Origin of the sequence: Curtobacterium sp. ME26, assembly GCF_903970945.1 — a bacterium.
In the GTDB taxonomy this organism is placed as follows: domain Bacteria; phylum Actinomycetota; class Actinomycetes; order Actinomycetales; family Microbacteriaceae; genus Curtobacterium; species Curtobacterium citri.
The window spans coordinates 71311-89437 of sequence record NZ_CAJCKG010000010.1 but is presented as its reverse complement, the minus strand read 5'-3'; the positions used below and the strand labels follow the sequence as shown (position 1 = coordinate 89437).

21 protein-coding genes are annotated in these 18127 nt (G+C 71.5%); 7 read left to right on the top strand and 14 right to left on the bottom strand.

What is annotated here, in order from left to right; translation table 11 throughout:
• Window positions 1-91: 91 nt before the first annotated feature.
• Together H7A69_RS06345 and H7A69_RS06340 are read right to left on the bottom strand one after the other, a co-directional pair.
• Complete coding sequence (locus H7A69_RS06345; RefSeq protein WP_182046277.1) at window positions 92-547, bottom strand: VOC family protein; 456 nt, start codon at window positions 545-547, stop codon at window positions 92-94.
• Between the two features lie 81 nt (window positions 548-628).
• Window positions 629-1264: a flavin reductase family protein gene (locus H7A69_RS06340; RefSeq protein ID WP_182046276.1), complete on the bottom strand. Its 636-nt coding sequence runs from the start codon at window positions 1262-1264 to the stop codon at window positions 629-631.
• Window positions 1265-1451: 187 nt separating this feature from the next.
• Between H7A69_RS06340 and H7A69_RS06335 the strand changes: the two genes are divergently transcribed.
• Window positions 1452-1991: a cysteine hydrolase family protein gene (locus tag H7A69_RS06335; protein WP_182046275.1), complete on the top strand. Its 540-nt coding sequence runs from the start codon at window positions 1452-1454 to the stop codon at window positions 1989-1991.
• A gap of 9 nt (window positions 1992-2000) precedes the next feature.
• Here the strand turns inward: H7A69_RS06335 and H7A69_RS06330 are convergent, their stop codons facing one another.
• From H7A69_RS06330 to H7A69_RS06315, 4 genes are all read right to left on the bottom strand, one after another.
• Window positions 2001-2303 carry a hypothetical protein gene (locus H7A69_RS06330; RefSeq protein WP_182046274.1) on the bottom strand — a complete coding sequence of 101 codons (303 nt, stop codon included), beginning with the start codon at window positions 2301-2303 and terminating at the stop codon, window positions 2001-2003.
• Between the two features lie 146 nt (window positions 2304-2449).
• Window positions 2450-2875 carry a PRC-barrel domain-containing protein gene (locus H7A69_RS06325; RefSeq protein ID WP_182046273.1) on the bottom strand — a complete coding sequence of 142 codons (426 nt, stop codon included), beginning with the start codon at window positions 2873-2875 and terminating at the stop codon, window positions 2450-2452.
• A gap of 121 nt (window positions 2876-2996) precedes the next feature.
• Window positions 2997-4046, bottom strand: coding sequence for a methionine synthase (locus H7A69_RS06320; protein ID WP_182046272.1), 1050 nt, complete (start codon window positions 4044-4046; stop codon window positions 2997-2999).
• A gap of 20 nt (window positions 4047-4066) precedes the next feature.
• The gene (locus tag H7A69_RS06315; protein WP_182046271.1) at window positions 4067-5044 is read right to left on the bottom strand and encodes a putative oxygenase MesX; all 978 of its coding nucleotides are present in this window, start codon (window positions 5042-5044) and stop codon (window positions 4067-4069) included.
• A gap of 119 nt (window positions 5045-5163) precedes the next feature.
• On the opposite strand from H7A69_RS06315, the gene H7A69_RS06310 reads away from it, so the two are divergent.
• The 5 genes from H7A69_RS06310 (at window position 5164) to H7A69_RS06290 (ending at window position 8721) form a co-directional block, all read left to right on the top strand.
• Window positions 5164-6105 (top strand): LysR family transcriptional regulator, encoded by a 942-nt coding sequence (locus H7A69_RS06310; protein ID WP_182046270.1) that lies wholly within the window; start codon window positions 5164-5166, stop codon window positions 6103-6105.
• Window positions 6106-6193: 88 nt separating this feature from the next.
• A complete protein-coding gene (locus tag H7A69_RS06305; RefSeq protein ID WP_182046269.1) occupies window positions 6194-6808 on the top strand; it encodes a hypothetical protein in 615 nt (204 codons plus the stop codon).
• Window positions 6809-6839: 31 nt separating this feature from the next.
• A complete protein-coding gene (locus tag H7A69_RS06300; RefSeq protein ID WP_182046268.1) occupies window positions 6840-7241 on the top strand; it encodes a GNAT family N-acetyltransferase in 402 nt (133 codons plus the stop codon).
• A gap of 57 nt (window positions 7242-7298) precedes the next feature.
• A complete protein-coding gene (locus H7A69_RS06295; protein WP_182046267.1) occupies window positions 7299-8153 on the top strand; it encodes an alpha/beta fold hydrolase in 855 nt (284 codons plus the stop codon).
• On the top strand, window positions 8146-8721 hold the full coding sequence (locus H7A69_RS06290; RefSeq protein WP_182046266.1) for a TetR/AcrR family transcriptional regulator: 576 nt from the start codon (window positions 8146-8148) through the stop codon (window positions 8719-8721). Before H7A69_RS06295 ends, H7A69_RS06290 begins: the two co-directional genes overlap by 8 nt.
• On the opposite strand, the gene H7A69_RS06285 is transcribed toward H7A69_RS06290, so the two are convergent.
• Entirely contained in the window at window positions 8702-9727 is a 1026-nt protein-coding gene (locus H7A69_RS06285; protein WP_182046265.1) for a hypothetical protein, read from the bottom strand. The genes H7A69_RS06290 and H7A69_RS06285 overlap by 20 nt on opposite strands.
• Window positions 9728-9883: 156 nt before the next feature.
• Window positions 9884-11251, bottom strand: coding sequence for a lytic polysaccharide monooxygenase (locus H7A69_RS06280; protein ID WP_182046264.1), 1368 nt, complete (start codon window positions 11249-11251; stop codon window positions 9884-9886).
• 122 nt (window positions 11252-11373) lie between these two features.
• Between H7A69_RS06280 and H7A69_RS06275 the strand changes: the two genes are divergently transcribed.
• A complete protein-coding gene (locus H7A69_RS06275; RefSeq protein ID WP_182046263.1) occupies window positions 11374-12237 on the top strand; it encodes an SMP-30/gluconolactonase/LRE family protein in 864 nt (287 codons plus the stop codon).
• Between the two features lie 83 nt (window positions 12238-12320).
• On the opposite strand, the gene H7A69_RS06270 is transcribed toward H7A69_RS06275, so the two are convergent.
• The 6 genes from H7A69_RS06270 to H7A69_RS06245 form a co-directional block, all read right to left on the bottom strand.
• On the bottom strand, window positions 12321-13088 hold the full coding sequence (locus H7A69_RS06270) for an SDR family NAD(P)-dependent oxidoreductase (RefSeq protein WP_182046262.1): 768 nt from the start codon (window positions 13086-13088) through the stop codon (window positions 12321-12323).
• Between the two features lie 115 nt (window positions 13089-13203).
• Window positions 13204-13683, bottom strand: a complete 480-nt coding sequence (locus tag H7A69_RS06265; RefSeq protein ID WP_182046261.1) for a hypothetical protein — start codon at window positions 13681-13683, stop codon at window positions 13204-13206.
• A 160-nt stretch (window positions 13684-13843) separates the two neighbouring features.
• Complete coding sequence (locus tag H7A69_RS06260) at window positions 13844-15511, bottom strand: glycoside hydrolase family 13 protein (protein WP_182046260.1); 1668 nt, start codon at window positions 15509-15511, stop codon at window positions 13844-13846.
• A complete protein-coding gene (locus tag H7A69_RS06255; protein WP_220456201.1) occupies window positions 15508-16344 on the bottom strand; it encodes a nitrilase-related carbon-nitrogen hydrolase in 837 nt (278 codons plus the stop codon). The genes H7A69_RS06260 and H7A69_RS06255 overlap by 4 nt, the downstream gene beginning before the upstream one ends.
• Window positions 16341-17162: a carbohydrate ABC transporter permease gene (locus H7A69_RS06250; protein WP_182046259.1), complete on the bottom strand. Its 822-nt coding sequence runs from the start codon at window positions 17160-17162 to the stop codon at window positions 16341-16343. The genes H7A69_RS06255 and H7A69_RS06250 overlap by 4 nt, the downstream gene beginning before the upstream one ends.
• Complete coding sequence (locus H7A69_RS06245) at window positions 17159-18127, bottom strand: carbohydrate ABC transporter permease (protein WP_182046258.1); 969 nt, start codon at window positions 18125-18127, stop codon at window positions 17159-17161. The genes H7A69_RS06250 and H7A69_RS06245 overlap by 4 nt, the downstream gene beginning before the upstream one ends.

The window sequence follows — 18127 nt, the reverse complement described above, 5'->3', positions numbered from 1 at the left end:
CCAGTCCGTCACCGGGTCCGACCGGAACGGCCGCCCTGGTGCGGAGGGTGCCGCACCCGGTGCCGCACCGTCCGACTCGACCGGAGCGGGGCTAGGGGAGCTGCGGTGGGGCGATCAGTTCGAGGAAGCCGCCGAGTTCACCCTCGAGGTAGATGATGCGTGTGCCCGTCCGGGCGCCGCTGGTCATCTCGTGGGGTCGGCCGACCGGCCGCCAACCGTGCGCTGCACAGAGGTCGAGCACCCGGTCGAGGTCCGAGACGGTCAGCGCGATGTGCACCGTGCCGGTCTCTGCGGGCGAGCCGCCTGCCCGAGCCGCCCGAGGAGGGTCGTACTGCAGCAATTCGACCCGTCGGTCTCCGAGCACGACCGTGGCTGCACGGATGGATGCTCCGGTGACACCGGTGGTCGCGGCAGTGGTGTGCGCGTCGAGCGTGAAGGTGCGTTCGAGCGTGAAGCCGAGACCGGAGCACCACAGCACCAGCGCGTCGTCGAGGTCGCTCACGGTGAGGCCGGCGTGAGCGAAGTCCAGGACGAGTGGTGGTGTCATCCGATCAGTATCGCGGCCGGCCTGGCAGCCCCGTGAGGACGGAGTCGGGCCGTTCCGCGTCCTGGCCGACACCTGGTCGGCTCACCGGTACCACTCCTCGTCTATCGTCGCGAGCTTCGAGGGCCGCAGCTCGTCCGCCAGGCCGTAGAAGCGTTGGAACGCCATGATGAGCGGTCGCCACCGATCCGGGTCGATGCGGTCCGCTGTCCCCACGGCGCGGATGTCCTCGTGCACGTGCACGCGGGAGACCGCGGCCTCGAACAGGAACGTCGCGTCATCGCCCGGGTCCTGGTCAGCCAGGGTGTGTGCGTCGACGACGTGTGCCTCGAGGTTCACCGGGCACTCACTGATCCGTTCGGCACGGACCGTGTCCCCGGGGAGCCCGTGCAGTCCGGCTGCCGCGAGCTTGTCCGCCACGTGCCGGTACCCGACCCGCTCCTTGCCGACCGGGACGGGATCGCGACCGGTGGTGAGGGCGAGGGCGTCCACGGCCGAGACCAGCGTGGCCGAGGGGAGGTTGATGACGCACTCGCCGGTCGCCAGCAGGTTCCGTGCGGTCTGCGACCTGCCACCCATGCCGAGCACGGCGGTGTGTCCGAGCCAGAACACCGACGACATCGGAGCGGTGTTGGTCACGCCGTCCTCGTCGACGGTGCTCAAGAGGACCACGGGGGTGCCGAAGTAGAGGATCGCGGGGTCGATGCGGGTGTGCTGCACGGGCTGCTCTCGGTCGGGGCCGCGCGGATCGCGGACTCCGCTGAGTCTCGTGGCGTCGGCACTCGACGGCTGGCGGGTTCCGGACGTCGCAGCCCGTCGTCACCGCCGATGGTCGCTGCGTAGTGGCCGCACTGCCCAGACGGTACTGGTCCGGAGGCCCACGCCCGGTGGCAGCCATACTCGTGTGATGACCCGTGCTCTCGTCCTCGCCGACATCCAGCGTGACTACTTCCCGGGCGGGGCGTTCCCGCTCGTCGAACCGGAAGCAGCGGCCACCGCGGCGCGCTCCGTCCTCGAGCGCTTCCGCGCGTCTGGTGAGCTCGTCGTGCACGTCTTCCACGTCAGCGACGACCCCGACGCCTCGTTCTTCCGCCCCGGGACGGCGGGGGTGAGGTTCCATCCGTCGGTGGAGCCGGCCGAGGGCGAGGTGGTGCTCGAGAAGCACCGCCCGAACAGCTTCATCGACACCGGCCTGCAGGGCGTCCTCGACGACGCCGACGTCACCGAGCTGGTGATCGTCGGGATGATGAGCAGCATGTGCATCGACTCGACCACCCGGGCCGCGCACGAGCTCGGGTACCGGAACATCGTGGTGTCGGACGCCTGCACGGCGCCGGACCTGCGGTACGGGGACACCGTCGTGCCGGGCGCGGTCGTGCACACCGCGTTCATGGCCGCGCTCGACGGCAGCTTCGCGACCGTGACGGACAGCAGCTCCCTCGGCTGATCGGCCGGCTCAGCGGCTTCGTCGTCCGGTGACCCCTCGGCTACCGAGGCGGCTCCGATGGCCTGCCGGCGGCCCCCATGTCACCCTGCCGCTCGTCTCCCGTGTCGAGAACGCGTCCAGGTACTCGTCAGGGGGGAGGTCCGAGTCGCGCATGAGCGAGAACACCTCGGCACCGTCGTCCGGGTCGTCGACGAGTGCGAACGCCTGGGCGAGACCGAGGTACTCCGCGTCCACGTCGACGGCGTACCGAGCGGCTTCGTCCTCCGCTCTGGCGATCGCGAGGGCGAAGTCATCGGCGCGGACGATCACCACCCGTTCCTCGTACCTGCTCTCCCCGTGGCGGAACACGCACCGGACACCGAACCACGCGTCCGCGTTCGGCAGGTTCCGCCGGGCCCTCCGCCGAGCACGACGGCCGCTGGCGTCCTGACTCTGCCATGCCGGGGGCGACGAGCCGGTCACGCCGGCGGTGCCGTCCCCGCGCCCTCGGTGTCGTCCGCGCCCGCCGGCCCGGTGCCGGCCTGGTCGAGGTTCTCGTGCGGGTCGCCCATGTCCCCGGTCGCGTTCCCCGCGGGCGACAGTCCGAAGTGCTTGCGGACGGCGTTCGCCTCGCTCGGGGACAGGGTCGGTCCGGCTCCCGAGGAGGGCGCTCCCTTGATGGCGCTCTTCGTGTACCCGACGTGCAGGTCCGTACCGTCGAAGGTGGCGTCCTCGACCGGGACGAGCGTGTGGTGACTCCCGAGCAGTCCGGTCGCGACACTGACGTAGGCGGCGCTGCCGTCCTCGGCGGAGGGGAACACCTGCGCGACCTTGCCGACCGATGCCCCGTCACGATCCCGCACGGTCGCGTTCTCGACCTCGTGGATCTTGCTCTTGGTGATCATGGAGGTAGTCAACGCCTTCGTCCTGACGGCCGTGACCTGCGCGTCGAAAGGGAGCCGCGCCTCCCGGCCGGATCGAGATCCCGCACCTGACGGACGCTGGCCGTGCCGTGGAGTCGGGACGCTACCGCGCTGCCGGAACCGCGACGCCGGCGAGCTCCGCTCGGACGATGTCCGCTCCTGCGGACAGCGCGCCGAGCTTCTGCAGAGCTGCGCCGCGGGCCAGCGGTGCCATGCCGCAGTTCGTGCTCGGGATGAGCTTGTCCGCGTCGACGTGCTCGAGCGCTCGCCGCAGTACCTCGGCGACCTCCTCGGGCGTCTCGACCCGCTCGGTGGCGACGTCGATCGCGCCGAGCATGACCTTCTTGCCGCGGATGAGCTCGACGAGCTCGAGCGGCACGTGGGAGTGGATGCACTCGAGGGAGACGATGTCGATCGACGACTGCTGCAGGAGCGGGAACGACTGCTCGTACTGCCGCCACTCGGCGCCGAGGGTCTCCTTCCACCGGTTGTTCGCCTCGATGCCGTAGCCGTAGCAGATGTGCACGGCGGTCTCGGCGCGCAGGCCCTCGGCGGCACGTTCGAGTGCGGCGACGCCCCAGTCCTGCACCTCGTCGTGGAAGACGGTGAACGCGGGCTCGTCGAACTGGATGACGTCGACGCCGGCCTCCTGGAGCTCGAGCGCCTCCTGGTTGAGGATCGTCGCGAACTCCCACGCCAGCTTCTCGCGGCTCTTGTAGTGCTGGTCCGAGAGCGTGTCGATCATCGTCATCGGGCCGGGGAGCGCCCACTTGATCGGGCGGTCGGTCTGCGCGCGGAGGAACCTTGCGTCCTCGACGAAGACCGACTGCGGACGGCTCACCGCGCCGACGACCGTGGGGACGGCGGCGTCGTAGCGGTCACGGATGCGGACGGTCTCCTTGCGCTCCTGGTCGATGCCGTCGAGGTGCTCGATGAACGTCGTGACGAAGTGCTGGCGGGTCTGCTCGCCGTCGCTGACGATGTCGATCCCGTTGCGCTCCTGCTCGTGGACGGCGGAGCGGAGGGCGTCCTGCTTGCCCTCGGTCAGGGCCGCCCCATCGAGCTGCCAGGGGGACCAGAGCTTCTCGGGCTCGGCCAGCCAGGAGGGCTTCGGCAGGCTGCCGACGATCGAGGTGGGGAGGAGGGTGCTCATGTGCGTGGAGGTCCAGTCGGTCAGTGGGTGAGGGCGGCGGGCGCGGTCTGCTCGGCGAGCCAGCGGTCGAGGAAGTCGCGGTGCGGCGCGACGAGGTGCTCCTCGGTCCACCGGCCCTGCGTGACGCCGAGACGGCTGCGTTCCTCGCGGTCGTAGGCGATGCCGGTCGACGACCAGTCGCTGTGCTCGAGGGTCGGGCGGAACTCGCTCGGCGCTACCCCGTTCGCGTTGTAGATCTCCGGTCGGTAGATCTTCTGGAACGTCTCCATCGTGCTGATGGTGCCGATCAGCTGCAGGTCCGAGTAGTCGGTGACGACGTCGCCGCGCGAGTAGAAGGCGAGCGGAGCCTTCGCACCCGGGGGCATGAAGTACCGGACCTGCATCCCCATCCGGCCGAAGTAGTCGTCGGTGAGCGAGGCATGCTCGTGCTCGTACTCCGCGCCGAGGACCGGGTGGACGAAGCCCGTCTGCCGGTAGGTCTGGCTCGTCGAGACGCTGATGCACACCACCGGCTCGGCGTCGAACTGGGACCGGAAGGTGTCCGACCGCAGGAAGTGCTGGAACAGCTGCCCGTGCAGCTGCCCGAAGTCGGCCGGGAGCGAGGACGCCGCGGGCAGTCGCACCGCGAAGTCGTGGTCGCGGAGGTACGACGAGAAGTTGTTGCCGAGGATGCCCTGGTGGCGCTCGCCGGTGTGCTGGTCGACGACCGTGACGTCGAGCACCTCGATCAGGGGGAACCGCTCGACCCGTCCGCCGTCCTCGAACTGCATCGTGATCGACACGATGTCGAGCTCGACGCGGTAGCGGTCCCCGTCCGGATCCCCGGCCAGGTCGTTGCAGCGCGCGTCGATGAGCGCGAGGGCGTTGCGGAGGTTCTGCTGGCGGCCCTCGCCGCGGGCCAGGTTCGCGAAGTTCGTGGTCAGCCGCGAGCTCTCCGCCGGCGAGTAGTCCTCGTCGAAGCGGGTCCTGCTGATGCTGAAGGTGATGTCGTTCGCCATGGTCCGCAGTCCGTACGTCGAGCGCCCGCGGGCACTGTGGGAAGAGTCCTCCGATCATGCCGGGAGGCGCGGGTCATCAGGTAATACCGAGACGCTATGCAGACACATAGTCTGCATCTATGGCTCGCGTCTCGAACGACATCACGCTGCAGCAGCTCCGGTACTTCATCGAGGTCGCCTCCGAGGGCTCCATCAGCGCGGCAGCCGACCTGCTCTACATCTCGCAGCCGACGCTGTCGGCAGCGATGAAGGACCTCGAGACGCGGATCGGGCGGCCGCTCTTCATCCGGTCGGCGCGCGGCGTCGTGCTGACGGTCGACGGCGTCGAGTTCCTCGGGTACGCCCGGCAGGTCGTCGAGCAGGTCTCCCTGCTCGAGCAGCGGTACGTCGGACGTCAGGCGTCGCGCCGGCTGCTCGGGGTCTCCGCGCAGCACTACTCCTTCGCCGTCGAGGCCTTCGTCCGCATGGTCGAGGGAGCGGCCGCCGACGAGTACGAGTTCTCCCTCCGCGAGACCCGCACCTGGGACATCATCGAGGACGTCCGGACCCTGCGGAGCGAGGTCGGCATCCTCTACCGCAACGACTTCAACCGGCAGGTGCTCGGCAAGCTGATGCGGGACGCCGGCGTCGTGTTCACCTCGCTGTTCGTGGCGCAGCCGCACATCTTCGTGGCCCGGCGGAACCCGCTCGCGTCGCGGGAGCGGGCGACGCTCGAGGACCTCGCGGACCTGCCGCGGCTCACCTTCGACCAGGGCGCGAACAACTCCTTCTACCTGTCGGAGGAGATCCTGTCGACGATGTCGAGCAAGCGCGAGATCCGGGTGTCGGACCGGGCGACGATCTTCAACCTCATGATCGGTCTCGGCGGGTACACCATCTCGACGGGGCTGATCAGCGACGACCTCGATCCGGAGATCGTGGCCATCCCGCTCGACGTGGACGAGCGGATCGAGATCGGGTGGATCGCGCACACGTCGGTGCCGTTGACCGTGCAGGCGCAGACGTACCTGGACGAGCTGCGGGCGGTGGTCGTCGGCTACGGGGTCGAGCTGCTCGGCTAGGTGTGTCTCGGGTCCCCGCGGTCGCAGCAGGTCGCCCGTGGGCGGTGCGAGCGGGACACACCACGGGGCGACGCGTAGCTTCGTCGGGGTGGGGAACCGACCGATCGACCAGGACGCCGACGACACGCAGCAGGACACGCAGCAGGACACACGGCACGACCCGTACGCGCGACGACCCGGCTACGTGACCGGCGTCGACGGTCGTACCGACATGTGGACGACCGCGGTGGTTGCGGGCGTGGTCACGGCCGCCGCCGTGCTGTTCGTCTCCGGGCTGCTGCACCTCACCGAGCCGATCGCGTACTCGGCGGCCGTCGTGATCGGCCTCGTCGTGTGGCTGACGATGCGCGCTCGCCGACGAGCAGCGGACCGTCGCGCGGGACGGTCTCCCGATGCGGTCGCGGAAGCGCGGACGAGAGCGGTGGCCGACGCGAACGGCGGTCGGCGGTTCTTCGTCGCGCCGAACCCCGTGGTCCCCATCGTGATGGGGTGCATCTTCCTGGCGCTCGGGGTCGCGAGGACGGCGGCCGCCGGCGTCTCGGGTGGTTCCGTGCTCGTGGCGGTGGTCCTCGTCGCATGTGCGGGGTACTTAATCGTCCAGGGCATCGGCACGCTCGTCGTGCGACGGCGGAGCGGCGATGCCCCGCACCCGGATGCAGGCGGCGTGGATGAGCGTGGGCGCGGGGACCACGGAGCGCACTGACGCACGCACGGGCCCGCACTACGGTTCCGTCATGGAGTACTCGTTCGCACCGCCCTCCGCGACGGAGTTCAAGGCGCTCTACGACGAGACGGGATGGGCCGACCGGGACGTCGACCGGTTCGAGGCGGCGCTCTCCGGGAGCTGGGTCGTCTGCACCGCCCGTGACGCCGCCGGTCGGCTGGTCGGGATGGGCAGGCTCATCAGCGACGGGGCCCTGCACGCCTTCGTCACCGAGATGATCGTCACCGAGGGAGCGCGGGGCGCGGGCGTCGGTGGACAGGTGCTCGCGCGGCTGGTGGACGAGGCGCGGCGGCGTGGGGTGGACGACGTGCAGCTCTTCGCGGCGCGAGGTCGAGCGGAGTTCTACGAGCGGCACGGGTTCGAGCGTCGGCCCGACAGCGGACCGGGCATGGACCTGGCGAACCAGCGTTGACGAGAGTTAGCTAATGGTGTTAGCTTCTGGCTATACGCCGTAGCCAAGGAGCCCGACATGACCGAACACCTCGCCGTCCCCGGCGGCACCATCGCGTACGACCTCACCGGCGACGGCCCGCTCGTCGTCCTCGCGCACGGGATGGGCGACAGCCGCCGGTCCTACCGCTTCGTCGTCCCGGCCCTCGTCGCCGCCGGGTACCGGGTCGCGAACGTCGACATCCGCGGCTGCGGCGACTCCAGTGCCGAGTGGAGCGGCTACAGCCGGACCGGCATCGCGGGCGACCTGGTCGCCGTGGTCCGGCACCTCGGCGGCCCCGCCGTCATCGTCGGCCAGTCGATCAGCGGCGGTGCCGCCACCATCGCCGCGGCCACCGCGCCGGAGCTCGTCGCCGGCGTCGTCGAGATCGCGCCCTTCACCCGGAAGCAGTCCGTCGACGTCGTCGGTCTCCTGCGCAACCGCCGCCACCGGTCCGCCACCGTCCAGCTCGGCAGGGTCATGGCCGCGGGCAGCCTCGCCGGGTGGCTCGCGTACCTCGACATCGCGTACCCCACGAAGCCGGCGGACTGGGCGGAGGAACGTGCGCACATCGAGGCCGTGCTGTCCCGTCCGGGGCGGATGGCGGCGCTCACCGGCATGACGAAGACGACGCCCGCCGACGCCGGGGCGAGGCTGCCGGAGGTCCGACAGCCCGTCCTCGTCATCGAGGGCGCTGCCGACCCGGACTGGGCGGACCCCCGGGCCGAGGGGGAGCGCGTCGTCACCGACCTGCCCGACGGCCTCGGCGAGGTCGCCGTGATCGACGGCGCCGGGCACTACCCACACGCCGAGACGCCCGACGCGGTGCTCGCACTCGTGCTGCCCTTCCTCGGGCGCACGCTCGCCACGGCGGACGGGACGACCGGTGCCTAGGGCGGGACTCGACCCCGCGGTCGTCACCGCGGCCGCCGCCGACCTGGCCGACGAGACCGGACTCGCGCAGGTGAGCATGAGCGCCGTCGCCGAGCGTCTCGGGGTCCGGGCGCCGTCGCTGTACAAGCACGTCGGTGGCCTCGACGACCTGGTCGACCGGATCGCGGTGCTCGCGGCCACCGAGGTCGCGGACGAGGTCGGTCGGGCGACGCAGGGACGGGCCGGGATCGACGCGCTCGGGGCCGCGGCGCACGCCTTCCGGAGCTACGTCCGGGCGCACCCGGGCCGGTACGCCGCGACGGTCGGCCCGCGGGCGTCGGCACCGGACGCCCCCGATGCTGCGGCCGCGGCGCTCCGCGGGGCGCTGGACCCCTTCGCCGCGGTGCTGCGCGGGTACGACCTCCCCGAGGCCGAACTCGTGCACGCGCTCCGGACCTTCCGGAGCATGCTGCACGGGTTCGCCACGCTCGAGACCGGCGGCGGCTTCCGCTTGTCGGAGGACGTGGACGCGAGCTTCGCGTGGGTGGTCGCGTTCCTCGACGAGGGGTTCAGGCGGTCACCGAGCTAGGCCCTCGCGGGTCGACCTCGTCGGCCGTGGGGGAGGGCGCTCCGCCGTGTCGTTCCGCGTAGTCGCGCGCGCGCCGCATCCGTCGGACGCTCGTCGGCACCGCCCACAGCAGGACCGCCACCATCGCCACCAGGAACACGACGGGGAGCACGCCGAGCTGCCCGTCGAGCGCGGACGACACGAACTGGAACGCGAGCCCGACGTAGAGGAGGCCCGTGAACGCCAGCTGGAAGCGCATCGTGAGCGGGACGAGTCGCGCGTACTGCAGCGCGCCGTGCTCCTCCGCCGCGTCGAGCGGGATCGACCTGCCGCGGAGAACGACCTTGCCGAAGCGTTGCAACCGTCCGATGTCGCGCCCGCCGACGTCGCGCAGTGCACGGTTGAAGGGGAGCGCGACGAGCACGGCCGCGATCGCGGTCGCCGTGAAGGTGAGCTGACCGGCCAGGAGGACACTCCGCAGCACGCCGTCACGGGATCCGTCGTCCGACACCACGAGGAGCGTCGCCCCGATGGTCGCGACGACCGCCGACACGACGAACGTCACGGCGATGGCCCGGACTCCGCGTCGGACGACGGCCGCCGACGGCACGACGTCGTCGTCGGACCGCTCGACCACCCGCTCCGAGCGGCGGAAGCGGTCACCGAGCGGCCGGGCGACGGCAAGCAGCACGGCGGCTCCGCCGATCAGGACGACGGGAACCCAGACCGGCGCTCGGGCCGACACCGTCGCCAGGACGACGACCACGGCGGCGACCAGGTCGATCCCGACGACGCCGAGGAACCACCACCGCAGGTACCGCCGCCCCTCGGGCGACGACCTCGGGTCCCAGTAGCCGGCCAACGAGCCGACCAGGACCGGACCCATCACGAGGAACGGGATCGTGAACACGGACGCGAGGACGAGTCCGTCGGCCGCACCGCCGAGCTGGAACGCGACGAGGAGACCGGCGCCGAGGGCCAGCGCGGTCGCGACGACGATCACCACGAGGTAGACGAACACGCGCATCGTTGCTCCTTCGGGTCGGACACGTCGATGCTGCCAGGAACGCCGACGGGGCGGCCGGGATCTGCGGGTGTCCGCAGCCGGCCACCGGACGGGAGGCGCGGTGCGGGCCGGCACCGCGCCTCCCGTCCGACCGTGGGTCGGGACCGGAGACCGTCCCTAGCGGACCGGCTCCCAGAGCGAGAGTGCGGTGATCCAGTTCGGGTCACCGTGGCCCTGGTGCGACTGCACGGCCTCGTACGCCGTGCCCTCGTGCGTGACCCGGTCGCCCTTCGTGTAGGCGGCGTGTGCGTCCCACGCCGGGTACTCCGAGCCGGCGTCGCTCTTCGTGGTCGCGACGTGCGTGTTCGACAGCGCGGACGCGACGCCCTCCGTGTTCACCGCCCGGACCGTGTACTCGTGCCGCGTGCCCGCGCGGAGCCCGACGTCCACGAAGGTCGTCGCGCCGGTCTCGCCGACCTGCTCGCCGTCGCGGAGGACCTCGTAGCGGACGCCCCGGGTGTCGTCCCCCGCGGTCCACATCAGCGACACGGTGGACTCGGTCGTGCCCATGTCGTGCAGGTGCTGCGGTGCGGCCGGAGCGGCGGCCTGCTCGGGCATCCGGACGGTCAGGATCGCGTGGGCGAGGCCGATGTTGCCCGCCGCGTCCACGGCGCGGACGCCGAAGTCGTAGAGCTCGCCCGGGGTCAGACCGGTGAGGCGGGTGGAGCGCTGGGTGGCGGCGACCTCCTGGACGACGCGGAAGTCGTCCTCGGTCGCGCCGAGCTCGACGACCTGGTACCGAGCGACCCCGACGTCGTCCGTCGCTGCACCCCAGGTGACCTCGGCCTCGGTGGAGCTGACCGCGCGGACCGCGGCGTCGGGCACCGTGCCGGGTGCCTCGGTGTCCTGGACCGGTTCCGGGGTCTCCCCGTCGCCGGGCTGCACGTCGACGTCGATGACGTTGTAGAACGCGTTCGCGGTGTCGGCCACGTCCCAGACGGCGTAGATGACGTGGTAGCCCTCACGGTCGGACGGGATCGTGATGTGGTGCGACGGGTTGTTCGACGCCGCGGAGCCGTCGTGCGAGACGGTCTCGATGAGCTCGAGGTCGTCGCGGTCGAGTTCGTCGTTCGGGTCCCAGCCCTCCTTCGTCATGAAGTAGCGCCACTGCGAGGTCATGTGCGGGGCGGTGAACTTCCAGTTGACGGTGACGTCGCCCTGCTCGACGACGTTCTTCTGCCAGCGGTCCTCGCGCTGCTCGTCGAGAGCCGACCACTTCGCGTTGCCCGCGGAGGCGAGGTGCCCGTCGGCGGGACCGGCGGCGGGGAAGCCCTTCGGAGCCTCGAGGCTCTGCGGCTCCCACTGTGCGCCGCCCATGTCGCCGTTCGCCTTCAGGGCGGCACGTGCGGTGAGCGTCTGCCCGGGGTCGCCCGAGTCGTCGCCGACGAACCCGTGCGCGAACGCCGCGGACGGCACGAGCGTGGCGGCGCCGATCGCGACGGCGGCCGAGGCGCACAGGAGCGCGGCGGACTTGTGAGGACGCATGGTGATCCGATCTGTCGTGGTGGTGCGGGGCCTTCCCGCCTCGCTGCGACGATCCCAGCCCGGCGGCGCCGACCGGCGTCGACGAAGGGTGACGTGGCAGGTCGGCCTGGCAGGCTGGACGCGTGCACACCACCATCGACTCCGCGACCGAGGTCGTCTCCGGCATCCGGTTCCCCGAGGGCAACCGCTGGCACGACGGCCGGCTCTGGTACTCCGACATGCACACGGGCGAGGTGTTCTCCCTCGACCCCGTGACCGACGCCGGCCCCCGGCTCGAGGCGACGATCGACGGGCAGTCGTCCGGGCTCGGCTGGCTGTCGGACGGTCGGTTGGTCGTCAGCGCCATGAACGCGCGGTCGATCGTCGCCGTCGAGGCCGACGGCACGCAGTCGGTGTTCGCGGACCTGTCGCCGATCGAGTCCTCGCTCGTCAACGACCTGGTCGTCGACGAGACGACCGGTCGCACCTACGTCGGCGCGTTCGGGTACGACCTCTACGGCGGCGAGGAGCTCCGCCCCGGCCCGCTGTACGTCGTCGACCCCGACGGGTCCGTCCGGCCCGCCGCCGACGGCCTGGTCTTCCCGAACAGCATGAACGTGCTGCCCGGCACCCGGACGCTGGTCGTCAGCGAGACCTGGGGTGGTCGTCTCACCGCGTTCGACATCGCGGCGGACGGGTCGCTGGGCGGTCGACGGGAGTGGGCAGCCCTGCCGGAGGGCACCACGCCGGACGGCAGCACCGTCGACGCGGAGGGCGGCATCTGGGTCTGCTCGGTCGACACGGGGGAGTTCCTCCGCGTCGTGGAGGGCGGCACGGTCACGGACCGCATCGACGCCCCCGGACTGTGTGCCGTCGACTGCGCGCTCGGCGGCGAGGACGGCCGCACGCTCTACCTCGCGACCGCCGACAGCTACGACCCGGCGGTGACGGCGCGCACGCGCGCCGGTCGGATCAGCGCCGTCCGCGTCGCGGTCCCCGGTCCCTGACCGGCGCGTCCGTCCGGACCCAGTGACGGACGGGAGGCGCGGTGCCAGCCGGCACCGGGCCTCCCGTCCGTCGGCGGTCGCGGTCAGAGCCCGACGCTGCCCTGCGAGATCCCGCCGTCGATGGTGACGGTCGTGCTGGTCATGTAGGCGGCCTTGCCCGACGCCAGGAACACGACGACCTCGGCGATCTCGTGCGGCTTCGCAGGGCGGCCGAGCGGGATGGCGTCGTCGAGCTGCCGCAGCTTGTCGGGGTCCGAGGTCGTCGCGGTGTTGATCGGGGTGTCGACGGCGCCGGGGGCGATGTTCACGATCCGGACGCCGTGCGGTCCGAGCTCCACGCCACCGCTGCGGGCGAGCATGCGCATCCCGCCCTTCGACACGCAGTACGCGAGGTTGCCGGGCATCGGCCAGTCCTCGTGGACGCTCGAGATGTTCAGCACGAGGCCGCCGTTCCCCTGGGCGATGAACTGCTTCGCCGCAGCCTGCGTGCCGAAGAAGGCGCTCTTCATGTTGACGGCCATGACCTTGTCGTAGCCCTCCTCGGTCTCCTCGAGCAGGGACTTCCGGTCCTCGATCCCGGCGTTGTTGACGAGGACGTCGAGCGAGCCGAAGGCGTCGACGGCCTTCTGCACCATCGTGTGCAGGTCCGCGGCGCTCGTGATGTCGGCGTCGACCCCGACCGCGTGGCCGCCGGCCTGCTCGATCCGGGCGATGAGCGAGTCCGTCGCCTCGGGGTGGGCGACGTAGTCGATGACGATGTTCGCGCCCTCCGCGGCGGCAGCGAGGCAGATCTGCTCGCCGATCCCGCTGTTGCCGCCGGTGACGACGATGGTCTTGCCTTCGAGCAGCATGCTTCCTCCTGGTGGGTCCGGTGTCGCCCACGCTGCTCCGCCGTCGCTGGTGTCGTCCGGCGGATCGGCTGAGGCTGTGCGCAGCCGGGACGCCCGTCAGGTCGGGCGCCCGATCTCAGTGCGTGTCGCCGAGGCCGGCGCCGAGGAAGGTCGAGGTGACCGTGTCGTCGGAGAGTACGCAGTTCCAGATGGCGTACGGGTCGGTGTGACCGTCGTCGAAGGTGAACGGGTAGACGAGCGCGTAGTGGCCGTCCGGAGTCGTGTACCCGGTCGGGTCCGCGGTGAACGTGAGCGTGACGCCGGACTCGTCGGCGCCGGTGCTGCACGCGTCGTGGATGTGCTGCGCGAGTGCCGACCGGGCCCCGTCGGTGCCTTCGGCAGCGGGAGCGGTGGCGGTGGCCGTGGCCGTGGCGGTCGAGCGGGGCGCGCTCGCCGACGGGCTCGACGTGTGCGTCGGGCTCGACGGGCTCGACGTGATCCCTGTCAGCGACGCAGCGCTCGTGGCGGTGGCCTCGGTGGCGCATCCGGTCAGTGCGAGTGCGGCCGCGCAGACCGCGAAGAACGCGGTCGTGGTGCGGCGTGTGGTGTGGTGCAACGTCGGTCCCCTCCTGGTGTGACGAACAGGTGCTCGTACTGAGAGATGTCGTCGGCGGGCAGATCCTGACACCCGTGACGAACCACGGACACGACGTCGAACCAGGGGGCGGCCGTGGTTCGACGTCGCTTCCGTGGTTCGACGGTCGAGCCGTCTTCCGTCAGTGCTCCGGCCCGCGCAGCAGCACCCAGACGGCCGCGTCCCGCTGCAGGTGCCCGTCCTGCACCGCGTCGGGAACGGACGCGACGAGCACCTCGCCGTCGGGCAGTGCGACCGGCGCGGTGCCCGCGTTCGCGACGACCGCGACCGGCCCGTTCCTCCACGCGAGCACCCCGCTGCCCGGCACCGTCAGGTCGTCGAGCCACCGCAGCTCGCCGGCGCCGAGGTCGTGCTCGCGTCGGACCGCGAGCGCCGTGCGGTACATCGTCAACGTCGACCGGGGATCGTCGCGTTGCCGATCGACGGCGAACTGCCCGAAGTCGTCGGGCTGCGGCAACCACGTGTCCGCGTCGGCACCGAAGGCGAAGCCGAACGCGGGCTCGTCGGCGGTCCAGGGGATCGGGACGCGGCAGCCGTCACGACCGCGGATCGAGCGGCCGGACCGCTCCCACACCGGGTCCTGCCGCACGTCGTCGGGCAGTGTCGTGACCTCGGGCAGACCGAGTTCCTCGCCCTGGTACAGGTACGAGGACCCCGGCAGGCCGAGCATCACGAGCGTGGCAGCGCGGGCACGTCGCAGCCCGAGCGGACGATCCGGCTGCGGGTCGTCGACGCCCACGCCCGACTCGAGCTCGACCGGTCCCTCGTACCCGAAGCGGCTCGCGTGCCGCATCACGTCGTGGTTCGAGAGCACCCAGGTCGTGGGCGCACCGACGGCCTGGTTCGCGGCGAGGCTGGTGTCGACGGTCGCACGGATCGCGTCGGCGTCCCACGGCAGCGACAGGTACGCGAAGTTGAACGCCTGGTGCATCTCGTCCGGTCGGACGATCCGGGCGGCGCGCTCGGGCGGCAGCCACGCCTCGGCGCACAGGATCCGCTGTCCCTCGTACTCGTCGAGGATCCGGCGCCACTCGCGGAAGACGTCGTGGATGCCCTCCTGGTCCCACATGGGCGGCATGACGCCGTCGATCGGCTCGACCACGCCGTGCGTGGCGTGCGGCCAGTCCGGCAGCCCGGGCGCCTTGACGATCGCGTCGCAGACGTCGACACGGAACCCGTCGACGCCGCGATCGAGCCAGGAGCGCAGCGTCGTCGCGAACTCCTCGTGCACGCGGGGGTCGTCCCAGTTCCAGTCCGGTTGCTCCGGCGCGAAGAGGTGCAGGTACCACTGGCCGGGGCGGCCGTCGGCCTCGCGCACGCGGGTCCAGGCCGGGCCCTGGAACATCGACTCCCAGTCGTTCGGCGGCTCGTCGCCCTCGGGTCCACGTCCGTCCCGGAAGTGGAACATCCCCCGTTCGGCACTGCCGGGAGGCGCGGCGAGCGCCCGCTCGAACAGCTCGTGCTGGTCGGAGCAGTGGTTGGGCACCAGGTCGACGACGACGCGCAGGTCCAGCTCGTGCGCGCGGGCGATCAGGGCGTCGGCGTCGGCATCGGTGCCGTACATCGGGTCGACGGTGCGGTACTCCGCCACGTCGTAGCCACCGTCGGCCTGCGGCGACGGGTAGAAGGGCGACAACCAGATGGCGTCGGCGCCGAGCGCCGCGACGTGGTCGAGCCGCGCGGTGATGCCGGGCAGGTCACCGGTGCCGTCGCCGTCGCGGTCGGCGAAGGACCGTGGGTAGACCTGGTAGATGACGGCGGTGCGCCACCAGTCGTGGTCGGACGTCATGCGCGCGGGACCTCTCGTTCGTACAGCTCGGGGCGGCGGTCCCCGAGCCAGTCGTTGTGCGGGCTCGTCGACTTGTCCCGCGCGAGCGTCGGGAACACGTCGGCGGTGACGGCGGTGCTCCCGGCGGCGGGCGCCGCCTCGGCGACGACCCATCCGAACTGGTCGACGATGACGCTCGCCTCGTTCCAGTCCTGTCCGCGCTCGGTGCCGGCGCGGTCGCAGCAGGCGATGAAGACGCCGTTGCCGCGGGCGGTGGCCTGTGCGGCGATGACCTCGGCGACACGGTCGCGCTCGGGGTGCTCGCCGACCGGCCAGTTCGTCGGTACTGCGATCAGGTCGGCACCGGCGACGGCGAGCATGCGGGGCATCTCCGGGAACTCCATGTCGTAGCAGACGAGCACGCCGATCCGGCCGTGCACCGTCTCGACGACCGGGGGAGCCTCGTCGCCGGCGTCGAAGACCAGCGTCTCCCGGTCCCACAGGTGCGTCTTCCGGTACACGGCGCGGGTACCCGATGCGTCGACGACGGCGACGCTGTTCCGGACCCGCTGGCCCTGGCGCTCGCCGAAGCCGAACACGACCACGGTGTCGGTGCCGTCGAGGAGTTCCCGGATCCGGACGAACAGGGGGTCGTCGGTCGTGATCGCGCTCCGCAGCGCCTCGTCGCGGTCGCGGAACACGTACCCGCAGGTGACGAGTTCCGGCAGGACGAGCACGTCGACGCCGTCTCCGAGCGCCCGTTCGACCGACGCGACGACCAGCGCGGTGTTCGCGGCGACGTCACCGAGCACCGGCGCGACCTGGTCGCAGCGCAGCCGGGCGATCCCGCTCACTTGACGGCCCCCTCGGTGAGCCCGGTGATGAGTCGGCGCTGCAGCACGACGTAGGCGACGACGATCGGCAGGGCGACCAGGACGGCCGCGGCCGCGGTGACGTCGGGCTGCGCGCCGCGCTCCGCTCCGGAGAAGAACGACAGCGACAGGGGTGCGGTCTGCACGGCCTCGTTCTGCGGCACGAGCACCAGCGCGAGCAGGAACTCGTTCCACGTGAACAGGAACAGGATCGTCGCGAGGGTGGCTACGGCGGGCATCGCGACCGGCATGAGGACGTCGCGCAGGATGCGGAACCGTCCGGCGCCGTCGATCCGTGCGGCCTCGAGCAGCTCGACGGGCACGGACGCGAAGAACGACCGCATCCAGAACACCCCGAGCGGGACCGACAGGCCGACCTGCGGCAGGATCAGCGCCCAGTAGGTGTCGACGAGACCCCAACCCGCGAGCATCTGGTAGAGCGGCAGCACCGTGACCTCGTACGGCAGGACGAGCCCGACGAGCAGCAGGCCCAGCAGGACGCGGCCGCCGGGGACGCGCATGTGCGCCAGTGCGTAGCCGGCGAGACACGCGACGGCAGCGGTGACCACCACGACGGTGATCGCCACGACGGCACTGGAGACGAGTGCGGAACCGAACCCGCCCTGCGTCCACGCGGCCACGTAGTTGCCGAAGCCGCCGCTGCCGGCGCTCGCCGCGCCTCCCGTCCGACCGCCACCCAGCGAGGTGACGACGACCGACGCGAGCGGGAACGCGGCGATCAGCGCGGCGACGACGAGGACGGCGTGCGTCAGCGCCGTCTCGGTGCGGGCGACCCTCATGCGCGGACCCCCTTCCGACGGTCGCGGTCCGGGCGTTCGCGCAGCGCGAGCTGCACGACGCCGACGACCACGAGGATGAGCACGGTCAGGACGACCGCGAGGGCCGAGGCCTGGCCGAGGGCGCGGTCCTGGAACGCGTCCTGGTAGACGAAGACGCTCGGGACCGTGGTCGACGTACCGGGACCGCCACGGGTGGTGTTCCAGATGAGGTCGAAGTTCCGGAGCGCGAACGTGATCGTCAGGATGAGTGCGATGGAGATCTGCGGGCGGAGCGCCGGCAGGGTGATCGCGGTGAACTCGCGGAACGCCCCGGCGCCGTCGAGCCGCGCGGCCTCGTACAGGGACCGGTCGATCGTCGCGATGCCGGCGAGGAAGAGGACCATGCAGAGGCCGTACTCGACCCAGGTCCCGATGAGGCCGATGGACGGCAGCGCCGTGCCGAAGTCACCGAGCCACGTGTGCGTCAGGCTGCCGAGCCCGACCGCGCGGAGTGCGCTGTTCACCGGACCGTCGTCGGCGAGGATGCCGCGCCAGGCGACCGCGACGACGACGCTCGAGAGGATCTGGGGCAGGAACAGCACCGCGCGGAGCACCGTCAGGCCGTGGATCCGGATGCGGGACATCGCCCCGGCGAGCAGCAGGCCGACGAGCACCGGCAGCGCGGCGTAGAAGACGAGCAGGACGAGGGAGTGGCCGAGCGCTTCGCGGAGGTCGGCGTCGGTGAACACGGCGGTGTAGTTCGACAGGCCCGCCGGGGTGGCGACGGAGATCCCGTCCCAGTCGTAGAACGAGATCCGGACGGACTGGACGATCGGTACGACCACGAACACCACGAAGAACGCGAGTGCCGGCGCGACGTAGAGCAGCGAGGACCAGCTGGGCCGGGAGGCCGCCGGGCGACGCGTTCGTCGCGCCGTCCGGACGGCCTCCCGGTCCTCGCCCCGCTGGGCGAGTGCGGTCGTCAT

Coding starts and splice junctions, on each gene's coding strand:
- H7A69_RS06310 (WP_182046270.1), top strand. CDS start 5,164: ATGGCTCGCGTCTCGAACGACATCACGCTGCAGCAGCTCCGGTACTTC.
- H7A69_RS06325 (WP_182046273.1), bottom strand. CDS start 2,875: ATGATCACCAAGAGCAAGATCCACGAGGTCGAGAACGCGACCGTGCGG.
- H7A69_RS06335 (WP_182046275.1), top strand. CDS start 1,452: ATGACCCGTGCTCTCGTCCTCGCCGACATCCAGCGTGACTACTTCCCG.
- H7A69_RS06285 (WP_182046265.1), bottom strand. CDS start 9,727: ATGCGCGTGTTCGTCTACCTCGTGGTGATCGTCGTCGCGACCGCGCTG.
- H7A69_RS06260 (WP_182046260.1), bottom strand. CDS start 15,511: ATGACGTCCGACCACGACTGGTGGCGCACCGCCGTCATCTACCAGGTC.
- H7A69_RS06345 (WP_182046277.1), bottom strand. CDS start 547: ATGACACCACCACTCGTCCTGGACTTCGCTCACGCCGGCCTCACCGTG.
- H7A69_RS06320 (WP_182046272.1), bottom strand. CDS start 4,046: ATGAGCACCCTCCTCCCCACCTCGATCGTCGGCAGCCTGCCGAAGCCC.
- H7A69_RS06270 (WP_182046262.1), bottom strand. CDS start 13,088: ATGCTGCTCGAAGGCAAGACCATCGTCGTCACCGGCGGCAACAGCGGG.
- H7A69_RS06245 (WP_182046258.1), bottom strand. CDS start 18,127: ATGACGACCGCACTCGCCCAGCGGGGCGAGGACCGGGAGGCCGTCCGG.
- H7A69_RS06300 (WP_182046268.1), top strand. CDS start 6,840: ATGGAGTACTCGTTCGCACCGCCCTCCGCGACGGAGTTCAAGGCGCTC.
- H7A69_RS06295 (WP_182046267.1), top strand. CDS start 7,299: ATGACCGAACACCTCGCCGTCCCCGGCGGCACCATCGCGTACGACCTC.
- H7A69_RS06280 (WP_182046264.1), bottom strand. CDS start 11,251: ATGCGTCCTCACAAGTCCGCCGCGCTCCTGTGCGCCTCGGCCGCCGTC.
- H7A69_RS06315 (WP_182046271.1), bottom strand. CDS start 5,044: ATGGCGAACGACATCACCTTCAGCATCAGCAGGACCCGCTTCGACGAG.
- H7A69_RS06250 (WP_182046259.1), bottom strand. CDS start 17,162: ATGAGGGTCGCCCGCACCGAGACGGCGCTGACGCACGCCGTCCTCGTC.